An 18,584-nucleotide genomic window follows, 5' to 3' on the forward strand; every position below is an offset into this window, starting at 1 on the left:
ACCATGGCCGAACGCCAAGCCACCATCGCCAGCCGCGTCGGGCTGCACGCCCGCCCCGCCAAGCTCTTCATCGAGACGGTCAAGCGCCAGCCGGTGCCCGTCACGATCGAGCTGGGCGACTCGGGCCCGCTCGACGCCTCGAGCATCCTCACGATCATGAGCCTCGGCGCCACCAACGGCGACGTCGTCACCCTCCGCGCCGAGGGTGAGGGTGCCGACGCGGCGCTCGCCGAGCTCGCCGGTCTCCTCGAGACGGACCTCGACGCCGAGTAGTCACCCCGCACCACGAAGCCCCGCCGCCCGAGTCATCTCGGACGGCGGGGCTTCCTCGTGGGCCCTTCGACAGGCTCAGGGAGCGTGGGAACCGTTCCAGTCGCTGAGCTTCCCATTCCGGTCACCGAGCTCCCCGTTCCGGTCACTGAGCTCCCCATTCCGGTCACTGAGCTTCCCACTCCGGTCGCTGAGCTTGTCGAAGTGCTCGCGGGGAGCCGTCTCGTGTCGTACGTGGTTGATCGTGGGCCCTTCGACAGGCTCAGGGAGCGTGGAACCATTCCGGTCACTGAGCTTGTCGAAGTGCTCGCGGGGAACCGTTTCGTGTCGTACGTGGTTGATCGTGGGCCCTTCGACAGGCTCAGGGAGCGTGGAACCATTCCGGTCACTGAGCTTGTCGAAGTGCCCCCGGAGAGCCGCGCGGTTGCGGACACGGGACGAACCCCGCCACCCGAGACGACGGGTGACGGGGTTCGTCAGGAGCGAGCTACTCGGCGGAGCGGCGGCGACGCGCGAGCAGCACCGAGGCGAAGCCGACGAGGCCGAGGAGCAGCGCGACGAGCCCGACGCCCGATACGTCCACGCCCGTGCGCGACAGCGAGTCGGCGCCGGCGGCCGAACCACCCGAGGGCGAGCTCGTGCCGTCACCACCACCGACCGCGCCACCACCGGAGCCCGTGCCGGGACCGGTCCCGGGGTTCGTCCCCGGGTCGGTTCCGGGATCGGTCCCCGGGTCCACCGCGGCGGCGAGCACCGTCACCGGCGAGGACGTCGTCTCCACCGGCGCGAAGCCATCGGCCGAGACCGTGACCCGCACCGCGAGCGCGGCACCCGCACTGCCGGCGGGCGGCGTGAACGTCGCCGTGTCGGCACCGTCCACGACCTCGTCGTCGAGCAGCCAGGCGTAGACCACGCTGGCGTCCTCCGGGTCCACCACGACCGCCGCGGTCGTCGGCACGCCCTCGCGGGCCACGCTCGACAGCGTCGCAGTCGCGACCGCCGTCCGGGCGAAGGTGATCGTCGTCGACTGCGTGGTCACCCCGTCAGCCGCCGTCACCGTGATGACGACACCGTCGGTCGCGTCAGCCGCAGCGCGGGCGGTAGCCGCCGGTGCCGCTTCGAGGGGCTCGATCGTGACCGTCGCGTCGCGGTCGGCCGGGATGGCGTCGACCACCGGGTCGGCGGACCCTGCCAGCGGCACCTCGTACTCGAGGACGCCTGCGTCGAAGCCCTCGACCGGCGTGCCGTTCACCCGCAGCGCGGCGAGGCTCGCCTCGGTCGCTACCGACGGTGCGAGCGCGTAGATCTCGACCTCCGAGACGACCAGGTGGGTGTTCGCGTACGCCGTCATCACGACACGGACGGCACTCGTCGTGACGCCACCGAGGTCGACGTCGACGATCGGAGCCGTCCCATCGGTCGGGACCGGCACAGCGACCGCACCGCCCGGAGCGTCGATCCACGCGCCGTCGGCGTCTCGGAACTGCACGGTCAACGCACTCGGCCAGCTGTTGGTGCTCCCGTCCTTGTAGGCGTAGAAGGTGACGTGCTCGATCGTGTGCTCACCGCCGAGCTCGTAGCTCAGGGTGTCGCTCGCAGGCTTGTTCGACGAGCGCCAGTTCGACCAGCCCTTGTCGTTCCGCACACCGTTCTTCGTGTTGCTCGCGGGGTAGCCGGACTCGGTGGACGTCGCACTCGCGACGGTCGTGGCGTCCGGCGCGATGTTCCGCTCGCCGGGCGCCGTGACGATGATCGACAGGAGCGCGTCGATCGGTGCCGCGGCCGGGTCGTTCGACGCAGCCGCACCGCGAACCTGCACCACACCGGTGTCGGCGAGGTCGGCGTCGTCGAGGGTGCTGAAGTCCCAGGTGACGGGCGTGTCGAAGCGGTTGGCACTCGCGCCGATCTGCGCCGGGACCGTCGTCGGTGCCGCACCGATGACGGCGCTCGCCGGCGACCCGGCGGCGACCGTCAGGGAGACCGGCTCGGTGGTGGTGAAGCCGCCGATGTCGACGGTGGCCTGCGCGGCGAACGCCGCACCCCACCCGTCGGTGCCGGAACCGTTCACGACGATCGTGCCCGGCGTGTTCCAGTCCACGGCGGAGGTGTCCCAGGTGACCGGCACCGGAGCGCCCTGGACCGCGCCGTACAGCGGCACCACGGTCGCGGGCAGCGCCGCCGGAACACCGGCGACGGTCTGCAGCGTGACCGGCTGCACCCCGGTGAGGGCGGTGTCGACGAAGCTCCAGGTCTGGTTCGCGCCGTTGTTCGACTGGTAGACGCCGACGGCGGCACCCGTGGCGGTGGACTGCCCGCCGACCTCGAGGGCCTGGCTGGTGCCGACGTTCACGAGGCTCCACTCGGAGCCGTCGGTCGTCGTCGGGATCCACTGCAGCGAGGGGTCGGCCGCAGCCTGTTCCCGCGTCGCAGCGACGAGCGAGGTGCCGGCGGAGTTCGCGGAGAGGAGTGCTCCGGACGAGCTGCGGACGGCGTAGCGGTCGGTGTTCGTGCCGCCGCCCGAGAGTCGCTCGGCGGTCCACACCTGTGCGGCACCGGTCGTGGCGTCGGAGGCACGCGGGGTGATCGTGCCGGCCGGGACGGTCCCGGTCGAGGCTGCTGCGGTGAACGCCTTGGCGCTCTGCTTGCCGACGAGCTGGTAGGCGTGCCCGTCCTGGAACGGTGCCGCATCGGCTGCGACACCGGTCGCGCCGTCGACGAGGAAGGTGGTGACCGACTTCGCCGGGACGGTGAGTGTCGCCTGCTTGGTCACCGGGTCGATCGACACGGCGTCGCCCCGCACGAGTGCGTTGGCGGTGACGTCGTCCGCGGGGGACTCCGTCGTCACGATCGGCGTGACCGTCGCGCCGGGAGCGATGTCCGCGAACTTCGACAGGTCGATCGTGATCGTCCGAGCCGAGGTCGACGGGTTGGCGTGCACGAGGGTCGCGCCGGTGCCGTCGGCACGGAGCGCTGTGGTGGTCTGCGCGTCGGTGGAGGGGATGAGGTGGTCACCGGGCTGCACGTAGTGGGTGAAGTTGCGGAGCGTGTTGTACTTCGCGTTCGTCTTCACGGAGCAGCTCGGGTCGGCGTCGCCGTCGGCGATACGTCGCTCGGAGTCGCCCTCGGCGTTGCAGTCGAAGTCGATGAGGACGCTGCCCCAGTTGAGCTTCTCGACCTTCTCCATGTTGTAGAGGTCCTCGACGGGCTGCCAGAGCACCCACGCGGTCGGCTCCAGGTTGCGGAGGTCGTCGATGAGGTGCGTGGCCATACCGATGCCGTTGTCGATGTTCGTGAGGTTGTGCTTGCCGCTGGAGTCCCAGTTGCCCTCGACCTCGCTCATCCACAGCGGCTTGCCGGCGGTCTTCGCGATGTCGCGCGCGACGACGCTGCCGCCCTGGCCGTAGCTGTGGACGTTGAGCTGCGTGACGAGGTCCTTGGCGGTCTGCGACCAGCCGTTCCAGTTCGTCGCGAAGATGCCGGGGTTGGTCTCGTCCATGGCCGCGATGACGGCCTCGGTCGAGGTGCCCTCGGCGGCGAGGCGCTCGGCGAGGGCCTTGATGACGGTGTCCTGCATGGCCGGGCCGATGTGTGCACCCTCCTGGCGTCCGCCCTTCGGCCAACCGGTGGCCTCGTCGATCTGGGTGCCCCAGTAGTTCGTGTTCGGCTCGTTGAAGGGGTCGATGGTGTCGAAGTCGACACCGGTGTCGGCCTCGAGGTGGTCGACGACGGTGGCGAGGTAGGCGACGAAGTCGTCGACGCTCTCCGGCTTCAGCTGCTCGTCGGCGGCGTTGAAGTTGCCCGACGCGTAGCCGCTCTCGGTCATGAAGTACGGCGGGGAGTTGCTGAACGCCTCCCACTTGGTGATCTTGTCCTTGAGTGCCGTGAGCCACCAGCGCTGGGTCTCGTCGGCGTCGAAGTCGTAGGAGGCCGGGTCGTCGGCGTCCCAGGCGGCGGCGTAGCGGTCGCGGTCGGCGTAGTCGGAGGTGATGGGGCCGTCGGCGTCGCTTGCTGCGAGGTCCGGGTTCCACCAGCCGTCGACCGCGCCGCCGGCCCGCAGGTAGGGCGGGACGTCGCTCGCGTTGCCGCCACCGATGTTGTAGCGCGCGATGTTGAGGTTGAGGCCGTCCTCGCCGAACACCTTGTCGAAGAGGTCCTGGCGGACGTCCTCGGGGTAGTCGCCCGTGGCGTTGGCGAACCAGACGAGGCTCGTGCCCCAGCCTTCGAACGCCTCGTTCTGGTAGGCCGGGTTGGGGGTGATGGTGAGGGGAGTGCTCTCCGCAGCGGCCGCAGGAGCGGCGTCCACGGTGGCGAGTGCTGGTGCGATCGCGGCGATGCCGAGGGCGACGGCGACGGTCGCTCCGATCGTTCGTCGGCGGACTGGTGACGGCAGTGTCATCGGTGGTTCCTTCGTTGGAGGCCATGGTACAGGGGATGTTCACGTGAACATCGAGCGGTGTCGAACTGCCGTGTTCACGTCAACATTTCCGACGAGTATGGGCGCCCCCTCGCTCGGGTGTCAAGCGATGGCCGGTCACTGAGGTCCCCGTTCCGGTCACTGAGGTCCCCGTTCCGGTCACTGAGCCTGTCGAAGTGCGGAGGTTGCATTTCGACAGGCTCAGTGACCGGGGATTCTCTCGCCGAGCTGGTCGAGGTGTGGCCGTGAGCATTTCGACGGGCTCAATGACAGCGTGGAGTGTCTCGCTCGCCTCAGTGCGCGGGTGGGGGAGCCGTGCTCGCGCGGACGACGAGGGACGTCGGCGTGAGGGGCTCGGTGGAGAGCTGCGGGCCCTCCTCGATCTCGCGGAGGAGGGTGGTGATCGCCCGGCGTCCGATCTCGTCGAAGTCCTGGTGCACCGTCGTGAGCGGTGGCCAGAACGAGTCCGACTCCGGGGTGTCGTCGAAGCCGACGACGCTGATCGACTCCGGGACCGCACGCCCGCGCTCGTGCAGGGCGCGCAGGAGTCCGAGCGCCATCTGGTCGTTCGACGCGAACACGGCCGTGATCTCCGGGCGCTCGGCGATCTCGAGGCCGATCTCGTACCCCGAGGTCGTCGACCAGTCGCCACGGAACGCGGGCGGCGGCGTGATGCCGGCCTCGCGCAGCGTGTCGGCCCAGCTCTGCTCGCGTCGAGCCGCCGAGTACGAGGTGCGGGGGCCGGCGATGTGCCACACGCCCTGGTGTCCGAGGTCGAGCAGGTGCTGGGTGGCGAGCGCGGCGCCCTGCGCCTGGTCGTTGTCGACGACCGGGTAGTCGGTGCGTGCCGCGGAGTCGATGACGACGACCGGCAGGCCGGAGGGGAGTTCGACGTCGGCGCCGTCGACGATGTGCGACTCGATGACGATGATGAGTCCGTCGACGTCCTGCTCGCGGAGGCTGTCGAGGGCGACCGCGACATCGCGTTGCGTGGGGTACTCGACGGGGACGACCGTGACCGAGTAGCCGGCCCGTGCGGCCTGGACCGTGATCGCGTCGAGCGTGCGCATGTTGCCGTAGGAGGAGAGCGTGAACATCGTGATCCCGATGCTGCGGGTGCGCCCCGACCGCAACGCTCGCGCGGCCTTGTTCGGGCGGTAGCCGAGCTCGGTCATCGCCTCGAGCACGCGGTCGCGGGTGCCGTCGTCGACGTTGGTCAGGCCGTTCGCGACGCGGGAGACGGTCTGCGAGGAGACGCCGGCGTGCGCCGCGACGTCCGCCATCGACGGTGCTCGCCTGGTGCGGCCAGGCGCTCTCCGGGTGGTGTCCGTCATGGTCTCCCTATCGTCGCATCCATCCTTGCATGTTGACGTGAACATGCTATGGTACCGATCAGATGTTGACGTAAACATCCATCGCGATCCCTCCCCGCACGGCTCCACCGCACGACGGTTCCGCCCGAATCCCAGCAAGGAAGCTGCCCATGACCACCACGACCGCTCGCACCGGCCGGCCACCAGCGGTCCGTGTCCACCGACGCGACCGCCGGGATTGGAAGGGCTGGGCGTTCATCGCCCCCTTCATGATCGTCTTCGCGCTGATGATCATCGCCCCGCTCGTCTACGCGCTCTACCTCAGCTTCTTCCAGGAGAAGCTCATCGGCGGCAACGCCTTCGTCGGTTTCGAGAACTACGCCCAGGTCCTCCAGGACCCGAAGTTCTGGGAGCCGTTCGGTCGCGTCGCACTGTTCTTCGTCGTGCAGGTGCCGATCATGCTCGCCCTGTCGCTCACCGCCGCGCTCGCGCTCGACAGCGCCAGGCTCCACGGCGCCGCCTTCTTCCGCATCGCGCTCTTCCTGCCGTACGCCGTCCCGGGCGTCGTCGCGGCGCTCATCTGGGGCTTCATCTACGGCGACCAGTTCGGTCTCGCCGGTAGCTTCAACGACCTCGTCGGCGCCCAGATCCTCGAGCCGTTCAGCTCCCAGGCCGTCCTCGCCTCCATCGGCAACATCGTGACGTGGGAGTTCATGGGCTACAACATGCTCATCTTCTACGCCGCCCTCCGCGTCGTGCCCGGTGAGATCTACGAGGCGGCCGAGATCGACGGGGCCGGACAGTTCCGCACCGTCTTCAGCATCAAGATCCCCGCCCTCCGCGGAGCCCTCGTCATCGCGACGATCTTCTCCGTCATCGGCTCGTTCCAGCTCTTCAACGAGCCGAACCTGCTGAAGAACCTCGCGCCCAACGTGATCACGAGCAACTTCACCCCGAACATGTACGCCTACAACCTGTCCTTCGCCGGCCAGCAGTTCAACCTCGCGGCGACGGTCGCGATCATCATGGGCGTCATCACCGCCGTCATCGCCTACGTCGTGCAGGTGCGCGGCTCCCGACAGGAGAACAGCTGATGGCCACCGTCTCGAACCCGACCGTCCGTCCGCAGACCGTGTCGACCAGGACCGCCCGCAACCCGCGTGCCTTCGACCGGCCCACCCGGAAGCGCCACGACCCGCGCCGCAAGCGCTCGATCGTCCTCACGATCGTCATGGCCGTCTTCCTCATCTACTCGGTCGTCCCGATCCTGTGGCTCGTCATCAACGCGACGAAGTCCCAGCCCGACCTCTTCACCTCTTTCGGCCTCTGGTTCGGCGACGGCGGGTTCAACCTCTGGCAGAACATCGTCGACACCCTCACCTACCGCGACGGGCAGTTCGTCGGCTGGTTCGGCAACACACTGCTCTACGTGGTGGTCGGTGCCGGTGGGGCGACGCTGCTCGCCACGATCGGCGGCTACGGCCTCGCGAAGTTCCGCTTCCCCGGCAAGCGCGCCGTCTTCGCGATCATCCTCGGCTCCATCGCAGTGCCGGGCACGGCGCTCGCCGTCCCGACCTTCCTGATGTTCAGCCAGCTCGGCCTCACGAACACGCCGTGGGCCGTCATCCTGCCCTCGCTCGTCAGCCCGTTCGGCCTGTACCTCATCTGGACCTACGCGGTCGACGCGGTCCCGACCGAACTGCTCGAGGCCGCCCGCATGGACGGCGCGGGGGAGTTCCGCACCTTCTTCACGATCTCACTGCGACTCCTCGGCCCCGGCATCGTCACGGTGCTCCTCTTCGCGATCGTCGCGACCTGGAACAACTACTTCCTGCCGCTCATCATGCTGTCGGAGCCGACCTGGTATCCGCTCACCGTCGGGCTCAGCCAGTGGAGCGCCCAGGCCACCGGTGTCGCCGCACAACCGATCTTCAACCTCGTGATCACCGGATCGCTCCTGACCATCGTCCCGATCGTCATCGCGTTCCTCTTCCTGCAGCGCTTCTGGCAGTCCGGCCTGAGCGCCGGCAGCGTCAAGGGCTGATCCCCGCCGTTCCCAACCCGCACCACCGCATCACCAACCGGTCCCTGAGCCTGTCGAAGGGCACCACTCTTCGACAAGCGGTTCCTGAGCTTGTCGAAGGGCAGGGACCGGGGCATCACCTCCTCCTCCCAACGCAGTGAAAGGAAACACCCATGAAGCGCATCTCACCGTCTCGCACGGTTCTGCGCCGCGCGGCCACGGCGGCCGTCGCGTCCGCGATGATCGGAGCCTCGCTCGTCGCCTGCTCGTCCGGCGGCGGCAGCACCGCCTCGGGCGACGCCAAGGACATCGAGTCCGCCCTCGAAGCCGGTGGCGAGATCACCTACTGGTCCTGGACGCCCTCCGCCGAGGCGCAGGTCGCCGCGTTCGAGAAGGCCTACCCCAAGGTCAAGGTCAACCTCGTCAACGCCGGCACCAACACCACCGAGTACACGAAGCTGCAGAACGCGATCAAGGCCGGTAAGGGTGCCCCCGACGTCGCGCAGGTCGAGTACTACGCCATCCCGCAGTTCGCGCTCAGCGACTCCCTCGTCGACCTCAACGCCTACGGCTTCGGCGACCTGAAGGACGACTACAGCCCCGGCCCGTGGAGCTCCGTCAACATCGGCGACGGCCTCTACGCCCTCCCGCAGGACTCCGGCCCCATGGCCATGTTCTACAACAAGACGGTGTTCGACCAGTACGGCATCGCCGTGCCGACCACCTGGGACGAGTACATCGCGGCAGCCGCACAGCTGCACGCGGCCGACCCGTCGAAGTACATCACCAACGACTCCGGTGACTCCGGCTTCGCGACCAGCATGATCTGGCAGGCCGGCGGACGTCCGTTCACCGCCGACGGCACCAAGGTGAGCGTCAACCTCGCCGACGAGGGCTCCAAGAAGTGGGCCGACACCTGGAACCAGCTCGTTGAGGGCGACCTGCTCTCCGACGTCCCCGGGTGGAGCGACGACTGGTACAAGTCGCTCGGCAACGGCAGCATCGCGACGCTCATCACGGGCGCCTGGATGCCCGGTGTGCTCGAGTCGTCCGTCGCCGAGGCCTCCGGCCAGTGGCGCGTCGCCCCGATCCCGACCTACGACGGCAAGCCCGCCAACGCCGAGAACGGTGGCGGTGGCCAGGTCGTGCTGAAGCAGAGCAAGAACCCGGCGCTCGCCGCGGGCTTCCTCAAGTGGCTGAACAACGACGAGGACAGCGTCAAGGTCTTCCTCGACAACGGTGGCTTCCCGGCGACGACCGCCGACCTGAACTCCGACGCGTTCCTCTCCGCAGCTCCCGAGTACTTCGGCGGCCAGAAGATCAACGAGGTCCTCGTGCAGGGCGCGAAGGACGTGTCGACCGGTTGGCAGTACCTGCCCTACCAGGTCTACGCGAACAGCATCTTCGCCGACACCGTCGGACAGTTCTACGCGAACAAGGCCGACCTGAACGACGGTCTCGCCGACTGGCAGAAGCAGCTCGTCGAGTACGGCAACACGCAGGGCTTCACGGTCACCGAGAAGTAGCCGAACGGCACCTGTAGCACCAGCACCATCGACCGCGGCCGGTCGGAGGGTCCTCCGGGATCCGCTCCGGCCGGCCGTGGTCGCTCCATCCGCACCCCTTCATCACGGAGCCCCAGCATGCCCACCTTCTCCATCGGCGACGACGACTTCCTGCTCGACGGTCAGCCGTTCCGGATCCTCTCCGGAGCCCTCCACTACTTCCGGGTGCACCCCGAGCAGTGGGCGGACCGCATCGCGAAGGCGAAGCTCATGGGCCTCAACACCATCGAGACCTACGTCGCGTGGAACCAGCACAGCCCCGAGCGCGGCGTGTTCGACACCACGGGCGTGAACGACCTCGAACGCTTCCTCGGCCTCGTCGCCGACGCCGGTCTGTACGCGATCGTGCGTCCCGGCCCCTACATCTGCGCCGAGTGGGACAACGGCGGCCTCCCCGGCTGGCTGCTGCACGACCCCGAGCTCGGCCTCCGTCGCAGCGAGCCCCGCTACCTGGCCGCCGTCCGCGAGTACTTCGAGGCGCTGCTGCCGATCATCGCGCCGCTGCAGATCGACCGCGGCGGTCCCGTCATCCTCGTGCAGGTCGAGAACGAGTACGGCGCCTACGGCGACGACCACGACTACCTCCGGACGCTGACCGCGTGGACCCGCGAGCTCGGCATCACGGTGCCGCTGACGACCGTCGACCAGCCCACACCCGAGATGCTCGAAGACGGGAGTATCCCCGAACTCCACAAGACCGCCTCCTTCGGCAGCCGCTCGCTCGAACGCCTCGCGACCTTGCGCGAGCACCAACCGACCGGGCCGCTCATGTGCTCGGAGTTCTGGGACGGCTGGTTCGACCACTGGGGCGAGCACCACCACACGACGCCCGTCGCGGAGACGGCAGCGGACCTCGACGCGCTCCTCGCGGCCGGCGCGTCCGTGAACATCTACATGTTCCACGGCGGCACGAACTTCGGGTTCACCGGCGGCGCGAACGACAAGGGGCAGTACCGCTCGCATGTCACCTCCTACGACTACGACGCGCCCCTCGACGAGGCGGGCCACCCGACGGAGAAGTTCTTCGCCTTCCGCGACGTGATCGCGAAGTACGCCGAGGTGCCGACGGAGATCCCGCCGGCTGCGACGGATGCCCCGGCGTTCACCGCGTCCTTCGAGCAGGAGGTCCCGTTCGCGGACGTGGCCGACGAGATCGCACCGCTGCAGGCGTTCGACCGGATCCCCACGATGGACGAACTCGGAGCGTTCAGCGGTCTGGCGCGATACCGGGCGTCGCTCGGTGGACGCGGCGGGGTGCTCCGGTTCGCCGAGGTGCGCGACCGCGTGATCGTCTCCGTCGACGGCGTGCCGGTCGGTGCACTCACCCGCGAGTTCAAGGAGCGGTCGATCGTGATCCCGGCGGGTGAGACGCTCGAACTCCTCCTCGAGAACCAGGGCCGCGTGAACTACGGCAAGCGCCTGGGGGAGCCGAAGGGGATCATCGGGCCCGTGTCGCTCGACGGCGTGGACCTCACGTCGTGGGGCATCGCGCCCGTGGCCCTCGACCGCCTCGACGCCGTCGTGGACGCCGCAGCCACGCGGACGTCCGACGACACGATCAGCGGTGCCGGGCCGGTCCTGCTCACCGCCACCGTCACGCTCGACGCGCCCACCGACCTGTTCCTCGACACCGCGGCCTGGGGCAAGGGACTCGTCTGGGTGAACGGCTTCCTGCTCGGCCGCTACTGGTCGCGGGGGCCGCAGCACACGCTCTACGTCCCCGGCGGCCAGCTCCGTGCCGGGGAGAACCGCTTCACGGTGTTCGAGTTCCATGCGCTCACCACGCCGACGCTCTCATTCCTCGCCCGCCCCTCGCTCGGCCCGACCGAGTTCTAGCCGCCCACGATCCGGTCGGCGTCGCCCGCACAGGCGCGGCGCCGACCGCACCACCCGGTCCCTGACCCCTGTCCCGGTCCCTGATCCCAACCTCGGTCCGTGAGCTGAACCCCGGTCCCTGAGCTGAACCCCGGTCCCTGAGCTGAATCCCGGTCCTTGAGCTGAACCCCGGTCCCTGACTCCAACCCCGGTCCCTGACTCCAACCCCGGTCCCTGAGCTGAACCCCGGTGCCTGAGCTGAACCCCGGTCCCTGAGCTTGTCGAAGGGCACCAGGATGGCCCGTTCCCCGCGTCGCGCCAGGCTCGAGCCCCGGTCCCGATCGAGGAGTCCGATCCCCGACTCCGATGTCAGGGGCGGCGGCTACCATTGGTGGGTGGTCACAGCTCTGTATCGCCGGTATCGGCCCGAGACGTTCGCCGACTTGATCGGTCAGGCGCAGGTGACCGATCCCCTCATGACGGCCCTGCGCACCAACCGCGTCAACCACGCGTATCTGTTCAGTGGTCCTCGTGGCTGCGGCAAGACGACGTCCGCGCGCATCCTCGCCCGCTGCCTCAACTGCGCCGAGGGCCCCACCGACACCCCGTGCGGCGTCTGCGCGAGCTGCGTCGACCTCTCCCGCGACGGCTCCGGCTCGCTCGACGTCGTCGAGATCGACGCGGCCAGCCACAACGGTGTCGACGACGCCCGCGACCTCCGCGAGCGCGCCATCTTCGCGCCCGCGCGCGACCGCTACAAGATCTTCATCCTCGACGAGGCGCACATGGTCACCCCGCAGGGGTTCAACGCCCTGCTGAAGATCGTCGAGGAGCCGCCGGAGCACGTGAAGTTCATCTTCGCGACGACCGAGCCCGACAAGGTGATCGGCACGATCCGCTCCCGCACCCACCACTACCCGTTCCGGCTCATCCCGCCGGCGCAGATGCTCGACTACGTCCAGCAGCTGTGCGAGAGCGAGCACGTGGGTGTCGAGGCCGGTGTACTGCCGCTCGTCGTCCGGGCCGGTGGCGGTTCCGCCCGCGACACGCTGTCCCTGCTCGACCAGCTCATGGCCGGCTCCGAGGGCGACTCCGTCGACTACGAGCGCGCGGTCGCCCTGCTCGGCTACACCCACACGGCCCTGCTCGACGAGGTGGTCGACGCCTTGGCCGCCCGCGACTCCGGTGCCGCCTTCAGCACCGTCGACCGCGTCATCCAGACCGGCCAAGACCCACGCCGCTTCGTCGACGACCTGCTCGAGCGACTCCGAGACCTCATCGTCGTGGCCGCCACGGGCGAGAACGCGGCGGCGGTCCTCCGCGGGCTCCCGCAGGACGAGCTCGACAAGATGCTCGCCCAGGCGCGGGCGTTCGGCATCGCCGAGCTGTCCCGCACGGCCGACGTCGTGAACGAGGCGCTCACTCAGATGACGGGCGCGACGTCGCCCAGGCTTCACCTCGAGCTCATGATGGCGCGCATCCTCGTGCCCGCAGCCGACGACTCCGCTCGTGGTGCATTGGCCCGGGTGGAGCGGCTCGAGCGTCGCATCGGTGTCGACGGTGCTGCCGCCGAGGGCGGTCAGGCCGCGGTCTCGGCGCAGCCCGCTGTCGCCGACCGCGCTCCGGCCCCTGCCGGCGCGGCCCCCGCGAGCACGGCGGCGAGCTCCGCCCCGGCTCCCGCCCCGGCCGCTGCCTCGACAGCGTCTGTGGCACCCGACCGTCGACCGGCGCAGGAGTCCGACCACGCGCAGACCGCCGCACCGACCCCCGCAGCCCCTCGCGTCGGCCCGGTCACCCTGCAGCACATCCGCGACGCCTGGCCCGAGATCGTGGCGCAGGTCGAGAAGGCCGACCGCAAGGCGTGGATGATCGTCGTCAACACCCAGGTCGGCGGGTACTCGGACGACGACGTCCTCACGCTCGTGTTCGCGAACAACGGCGACCTCAACGACTTCAAGGCACGTCATGCGCCCGGCACCGGTGTCGCGGAGGTCCTGCGCACGGCGGTCCTCGACGTCCTCGGCGTGCGGGTGAAGTACCTCGCCAAGGTCGCCGGTGCCGACGAGCCGCCGGCACCGCGGGCCACTGCGCCCGCCGTCGGCGCTCCGTCGTCGGAGTCGTCCGCCTGGTCGACCCCGAGCCTGCCGCAGACCGTCCCCGCCCCCGCTGCCCCGTCGTCGTCCGACAGCAGCGGCGGGTCGGGAGCCCGCTCCTCGTGGCCCACCGTCGCACCAGCGGGCGGCGAACCCGCGTCCGCTGCGCCGGCCGACGCCGAGTCGTCAGCTGTTGCGCCATCGGCACCCGCCTCGTCGGTCGCCGCGCCGGCCGAGGAGCAGACCTCCGTCTCCGCCTCCTCCTGGGCGACGGTCGCGCCGCCGCCGGCAAACGAGCCCGAGCCGTCCTCGGCCCCTGAGCCTGTCGAAGGGCATCCCCCGGTCCCAGAGTCTGTCGACGGGCCCGAGCCCGCCTCGTCGACGCAGCCGTCCTCGGTCCCTGAGCCTGTCGAAGGGCAGCCCGGGCGACCCGCCGGATCCGGAGCCCCCGGGACGCCGGCCGGCTCACCCGCGCAGCGGCAGCCGTCGGCCCCGCCGCGCCAGCAGGCACCCGCCCGAGGCCCGTCCAACGGCGACGCGCTCGGCTCGCGCACCGTCACCTGGGACGTCGTCTCGATCCCGTCCGACGACGACGCACCGCCGCCGGACGACGAGCCGCCCTACCCCGACCCGTTCGAGTCATCGGCTCCTGCTCCGTCCTCTGCTGCCGGCGCGCCGTCAGCAGCGCCCGTCGGCTCCCCGCAGGCCGCACCGCCTGCGGCGCCGGTCGCCGAGCAGCGCCCGCAGCCCCCGGTCCGGATGCGCCAGGCGCCCCCGGTGCCGACATCCCACCCCGCGGGTGACAACCGGTACGGCGAGAGCGTCGTCCGCGAGCTCCTCGGCGCGACATTCATCGAGGAGCAGCCGCACGAGCCGCGCTCCGGAGGGCGGTAGGCCATGTACGAGGGAATCGTCCAAGATCTGATCGACGAGTTCGGGCGGCTGCCCGGCATCGGTCCGAAGTCGGCGCAGCGCATCGCGTTCCACATCCTCCAGACGGAGTCGTTCGACGTGTCGAAGCTCGCCGAGCTGCTCACCGTCGTCCGCGAGAAGGTCAAGTTCTGCGAGATCTGCGGCAACATCTCCGAGCAGAACCTCTGCAGCGTGTGCCGCGACCCGCGTCGCAACCCGGCCCTGATCTGCGTCGTCGAAGAACCGAAGGACGTCGTCGCCATCGAGCGCACGCGTGAGTTCCGCGGCTTCTACCACGTGCTCGGCGGCGCCATCAGCCCGATCGACGGCGTCGGACCCGACGACCTGAACATCCGTCGTCTCATGCAGCGCCTCGCCGACGGCACCGTCACCGAGGTCATCATCGCGACCGACCCAAACCTCGAGGGCGAGGCGACCGCCACCTACCTCAGTCGGCTGCTCCTCCCGATGGGGATCCGTATCACGCGCCTCGCTTCCGGCCTCCCCGTCGGCGGCGACCTCGAGTACGCCGACGAGGTCACCCTCGGTCGTGCCTTCGAGGGTCGCACGGTCGTCAGCGGCTGACCACCCCGCCTCGTCGCCCGCCCTTCCACCCCTCCTTCTCGCCATCGGCCCTTTCTCAGGAGGCGTCCGGTGTGTCGGGGCTGGTGGGTTGCGCCGTGCCGAGGGACTCCTGAGTCAGGGCAGCCGGGCGCGCCTCAGGCGTCGGCGGAGGGCGCCGGCCACTCGGCGACCACCGGGCGGGCAGACAGCTGCCGGCCGATCGCGGAGAAGCCGAGCTTGCGGGCGACGGCGCGTGAGCCGGGGTTCGTGTCGGCGGCGCGCCACTGGGGGAGGAGCCCGGCCGCGAGGGCATGCTCGACCGCGGTCGAGGCCAGCCTGGTCGCGAGACCGGTCCCGCGAGCCTCCGGGGCGGTCAACGCCGTCACGTGCGCGACACCCAACGGCCATGACCGGTAGCCGGCGACGGCGAGGACCCGACCGTGCTCGCGCACCGAGAACAGCGGCGAGGTGATGCCGAAGATCCCGCTCTCCGAGGCCTCGTCATCGCCCACCTTCGACAGCAGCGACTCGATGGCCGGGTCGCTCGCCTTGCTCGCCACCACGTCGATCTCCTCGGCCGGTCGGAACCGCCCGGGCAGCAGGTAGTCGAGTGTCGCCGGCCCGAGGACCTCGGCGACCTGCACGCGCGAGCGGAGGAACTCGACCGTCCCGACGCTCCTCGGTGATTCGTCCTCGATGGCGAGTCGCCTGGCGGTGTCCTCGTCGGGCACGATCGCGAGGGCGCTTCCGTCGATCTCGACGACGCCGATCCATCCGGGCGGGCACGCCATCGAGCCGGCGTTCACGACGACGGCGACGCGGCCGGCGGAGAATCGCGCGGTCGGCGAGGCGAGCCCCTGCCAGAGGCGTCGTACCGTCGCGAGCACCCGCGCGTCTTCCTGCTGCATAGGCCAACCCTACCGAGGCCCACCCTCCTCCCCACCGCAGGAGATCGGCGCGACAGCAGGACCCGACGGGCCGAAGCGTCCTGCTGCGAGGCGCATGTCCTGGCCCGGAGCGGGTGAGGGTGCCCTTCGTCACATGAACGGCGCGGAATGCCCGGATGGGTAGGATGATCGCTGGGCCGCTCGTGCCCGCACCGACTTCCCCAGGAGATCCGATGGCATTGATCGTGCAGAAGTTCGGCGGGTCCTCCGTCGCGGACGCCGAGAGCATCAAGCGCGTGGCGAAGCGCATCGTGGAGACCCGCAAAGCGGGCAACGAGGTCGTCGTCGCCGTCTCGGCGATGGGCGACACGACCGACGAACTGCTCGACCTCGCCCACGAGGTGACGCCCATCCCGGCGCCCCGCGAGCTCGACATGCTGCTGTCCAGCGGCGAGCGCATCTCGATGGCACTCCTCGCCATGGCGATCAGCAGCATGGGCTACGTCGCACGCTCCTTCACCGGCAGCCAGGCCGGCATGATCACCGACGCCCAGCACGGTGCAGCGCGCATCGTCGACGTCACCCCCGTGCGCCTGCGCGAGGCCCTCGACGACGGCGCCATCGTCATCGTCGCCGGTTTCCAGGGCTTCAACCGTGACACCCGCGACATCACCACGCTCGGTCGTGGCGGGTCCGACACCACGGCCGTCGCGCTCGCCGCAGCCCTCGACGCCGACGTCTGCGAGATCTACACCGACGTCGACGGCATCTTCACCTCCGACCCCCGCGTCGTCCCGAAAGCTCGGAAGATCGACCGCATCTCCAGCGAGGAGATGCTGGAGCTCGCGGCCTCGGGCGCCAAGGTCCTCTACATCCGCGCCGTCGAGTACGCACGCCGCCACGGCGTGACGCTCCACGTCCGGTCGTCCTTCAACAACAACGAAGGCACGCTCGTCCTCAACGACGCGGGCCGCAACAACCCAGGAGCAGGTGAGGCACCCATGGAGCAGCCCATCGTCGCCGGAGTCGCGACCGACCTCAGCGAAGCCAAGATCACCGTCGTCGGTGTCCCCGACCTGCCGGGCAAGGCGGCGGAGATCTTCACGATCGTCGCGAAGTCGGGCGGCAACGTCGACATGATCGTCCAGAACGTGTCGACCGCCGTCTCCGGCGTCACCGACATCTCGTTCACCCTGCCGAAGCCCGAGGCGCAGCAGGTCCTCCGCGCGCTCGCGGCGGAGCAGGAGCGGGTGGGCTTCTCGGCCATCCAGCACGACGACCAGATCGGCAAGCTCGCCCTCGTCGGTGCCGGCATGCGCACGAACACCGGCGTCTCGGCGAAGCTCTTCGAGGCGCTCAGTGCAGCGGGCATCAACATCGAGATGATCTCCACCAGCGAGATCCGCATCTCGGTCGTGACGCGTGCCGACACCCTCAACAAGGCCGCGAACGTGGTCCACTCCGCGTTCGGTCTCGACGGCGAGGACGAAGCCGTCGTCCACGGTGGCACCGGCCGCTGAGCCCGCCCTTCGGCAGGCTGAGGAACGACCCTTCGACAGGCTCAGGGGCCGGAGCCTGGCCGATCCTGATGCAAGATGGTTCACAACAACCCCCTGAAACCAGAGGAATCCCCATGAGCAACGGTGTACGTGTCGGTGTCGTCGGAGCGACCGGTCAGGTCGGCAAGGTCATGCGCCGCCTGCTGGAGGAACGCGAGTTCCCGATCAGCGAGATCCGCTTCTTCGCGACGGCTCGCTCGGCGGGCACGACGCTCCCGTTCCGTGGCCAGGACATCGTGGTCGAGGACGTCGAGACGGCCGACCCGAGCGGCATCGACATCGCCCTGTTCTCGGCCGGCGCGACCGGCTCCCGCACGCAGGCTCCGCGGTTCGCCGCTGCCGGTGCGCTCGTCATCGACAACTCGAGCGCGTGGCGGATGGATCCCGAGGTCCCGCTCGTCGTCAGCGAGGTGAACCCGCACGCCATCAAGGACGCGGTCAAGGGCATCGTCGCGAACCCCAACTGCACGACCATGGCGGCCATGCCGGTCCTCAAGGTGCTCGACGCGGAGGCCGGGCTCACCCGCCTCATCGTCAACACCTACCAGGCCGTCTCCGGGTCCGGACTCGCCGGCGCGGCTGAACTCGCCGGCCAGATCGAGGCCGCGGTCGCCCAGGGCGACCTCACCCGACTCGTCCACGACGGTTCGGCGATCGAGTTCCCGGCTCCCGACAAGTACGTCGCCCCGATCGCCTTCGACGTCATCCCGCTCGCCGGCTCGATCGTCGACGACGGCCTGGGCGAGACCGACGAGGAGAAGAAGCTCCGCAACGAGAGCCGGAAGATCCTCGAGCTCCCCGAGCTGCTCGTGTCGGGCACCTGCGTACGCGTGCCCGTGTTCACCGGCCACTCGCTAGCCATCAACGCCGAGTTCTCGCGCGACCTGTCGCCGGAACGTGCGATCGAGCTGCTCCGTGACGCTCCGGGCGTCCAGCTGTCGGACGTTCCGACGCCGCTCGAGGCCGCCGGCGCGGACCCGTCGTTCGTGGGGCGCATCCGTCCCGACCAGAGCGCGCCGGCCGGCAAGGGCCTCGCGCTGTTCATCTCGAACGACAACCTGCGCAAGGGTGCGGCCCTCAACGCGGTGCAGATCGCCGAGATCGTCGCCGCCGAGCTGCTCGCACAGCCCGCAACGGTCTGACCGGCCCTCCCTCCACCCGATCGGGGA

At 69.7% G+C, this 18,584-nt stretch carries 12 protein-coding genes; 9 read left to right on the forward strand and 3 right to left on the reverse strand.

From position 1 onward, the window contains the following. Positions 1 to 3 precede the first annotated feature (3 nt). Positions 4 to 273 (forward strand): HPr family phosphocarrier protein, encoded by a 270-nt coding sequence (locus tag HOW07_RS13515; protein WP_175117455.1) that lies wholly within the window; start codon positions 4 to 6, stop codon positions 271 to 273. A 484-nt stretch (positions 274 to 757) separates the two neighbouring features. On the opposite strand, the gene HOW07_RS13520 is transcribed toward HOW07_RS13515, so the two are convergent. After that, positions 758 to 4,666, reverse strand: coding sequence for a glycoside hydrolase (locus HOW07_RS13520; protein ID WP_175117456.1), 3,909 nt, complete (start codon positions 4,664 to 4,666; stop codon positions 758 to 760). Positions 4,667 to 4,977: 311 nt separating this feature from the next. Next, positions 4,978 to 6,018, reverse strand: a complete 1,041-nt coding sequence (locus tag HOW07_RS13525) for a LacI family DNA-binding transcriptional regulator (RefSeq protein WP_254628347.1) — start codon at positions 6,016 to 6,018, stop codon at positions 4,978 to 4,980. A 149-nt stretch (positions 6,019 to 6,167) separates the two neighbouring features. Between HOW07_RS13525 and HOW07_RS13530 the strand changes: the two genes are divergently transcribed. The 6 genes from HOW07_RS13530 to recR all read left to right on the forward strand — a co-directional run bounded on the left by HOW07_RS13530 (position 6,168) and on the right by recR (position 14,990). After that, positions 6,168 to 7,091 (forward strand): carbohydrate ABC transporter permease, encoded by a 924-nt coding sequence (locus HOW07_RS13530; RefSeq protein WP_064296050.1) that lies wholly within the window; start codon positions 6,168 to 6,170, stop codon positions 7,089 to 7,091. Next, positions 7,091 to 8,041, forward strand: coding sequence for a carbohydrate ABC transporter permease (locus HOW07_RS13535; protein ID WP_064296051.1), 951 nt, complete (start codon positions 7,091 to 7,093; stop codon positions 8,039 to 8,041). The genes HOW07_RS13530 and HOW07_RS13535 overlap by 1 nt, the downstream gene beginning before the upstream one ends. 152 nt (positions 8,042 to 8,193) lie before the next feature. Then, positions 8,194 to 9,546: a sugar ABC transporter substrate-binding protein gene (locus tag HOW07_RS13540; protein ID WP_175117457.1), complete on the forward strand. Its 1,353-nt coding sequence runs from the start codon at positions 8,194 to 8,196 to the stop codon at positions 9,544 to 9,546. A 117-nt stretch (positions 9,547 to 9,663) separates the two neighbouring features. Then, entirely contained in the window at positions 9,664 to 11,421 is a 1,758-nt protein-coding gene (locus HOW07_RS13545; RefSeq protein ID WP_175117458.1) for a glycoside hydrolase family 35 protein, read from the forward strand. Between the two features lie 374 nt (positions 11,422 to 11,795). Next, positions 11,796 to 14,387, forward strand: coding sequence for a DNA polymerase III subunit gamma and tau (locus HOW07_RS13550; RefSeq protein WP_175117459.1), 2,592 nt, complete (start codon positions 11,796 to 11,798; stop codon positions 14,385 to 14,387). A 3-nt stretch (positions 14,388 to 14,390) separates the two neighbouring features. Continuing rightward, positions 14,391 to 14,990: a recombination mediator RecR gene (recR, locus tag HOW07_RS13555; protein ID WP_056014479.1), complete on the forward strand. Its 600-nt coding sequence runs from the start codon at positions 14,391 to 14,393 to the stop codon at positions 14,988 to 14,990. Positions 14,991 to 15,124: 134 nt separating this feature from the next. On the opposite strand, the gene HOW07_RS13560 is transcribed toward recR, so the two are convergent. Continuing rightward, positions 15,125 to 15,877: a GNAT family N-acetyltransferase gene (locus HOW07_RS13560; protein WP_064296091.1), complete on the reverse strand. Its 753-nt coding sequence runs from the start codon at positions 15,875 to 15,877 to the stop codon at positions 15,125 to 15,127. A 212-nt stretch (positions 15,878 to 16,089) separates the two neighbouring features. On the opposite strand from HOW07_RS13560, the gene HOW07_RS13565 reads away from it, so the two are divergent. Next, a complete protein-coding gene (locus tag HOW07_RS13565; RefSeq protein WP_064296092.1) occupies positions 16,090 to 17,376 on the forward strand; it encodes an aspartate kinase in 1,287 nt (428 codons plus the stop codon). A gap of 113 nt (positions 17,377 to 17,489) precedes the next feature. Next, positions 17,490 to 18,557 carry an aspartate-semialdehyde dehydrogenase gene (locus HOW07_RS13570; protein ID WP_079003135.1) on the forward strand — a complete coding sequence of 356 codons (1,068 nt, stop codon included), beginning with the start codon at positions 17,490 to 17,492 and terminating at the stop codon, positions 18,555 to 18,557. The last annotated feature ends 27 nt before the right edge of the window (positions 18,558 to 18,584 follow it).

Origin of the sequence: Plantibacter sp. MCCC 1A11337, from assembly GCF_013349365.1 — a bacterium.
Lineage (GTDB): Bacteria > Actinomycetota > Actinomycetes > Actinomycetales > Microbacteriaceae > Plantibacter > Plantibacter flavus_A.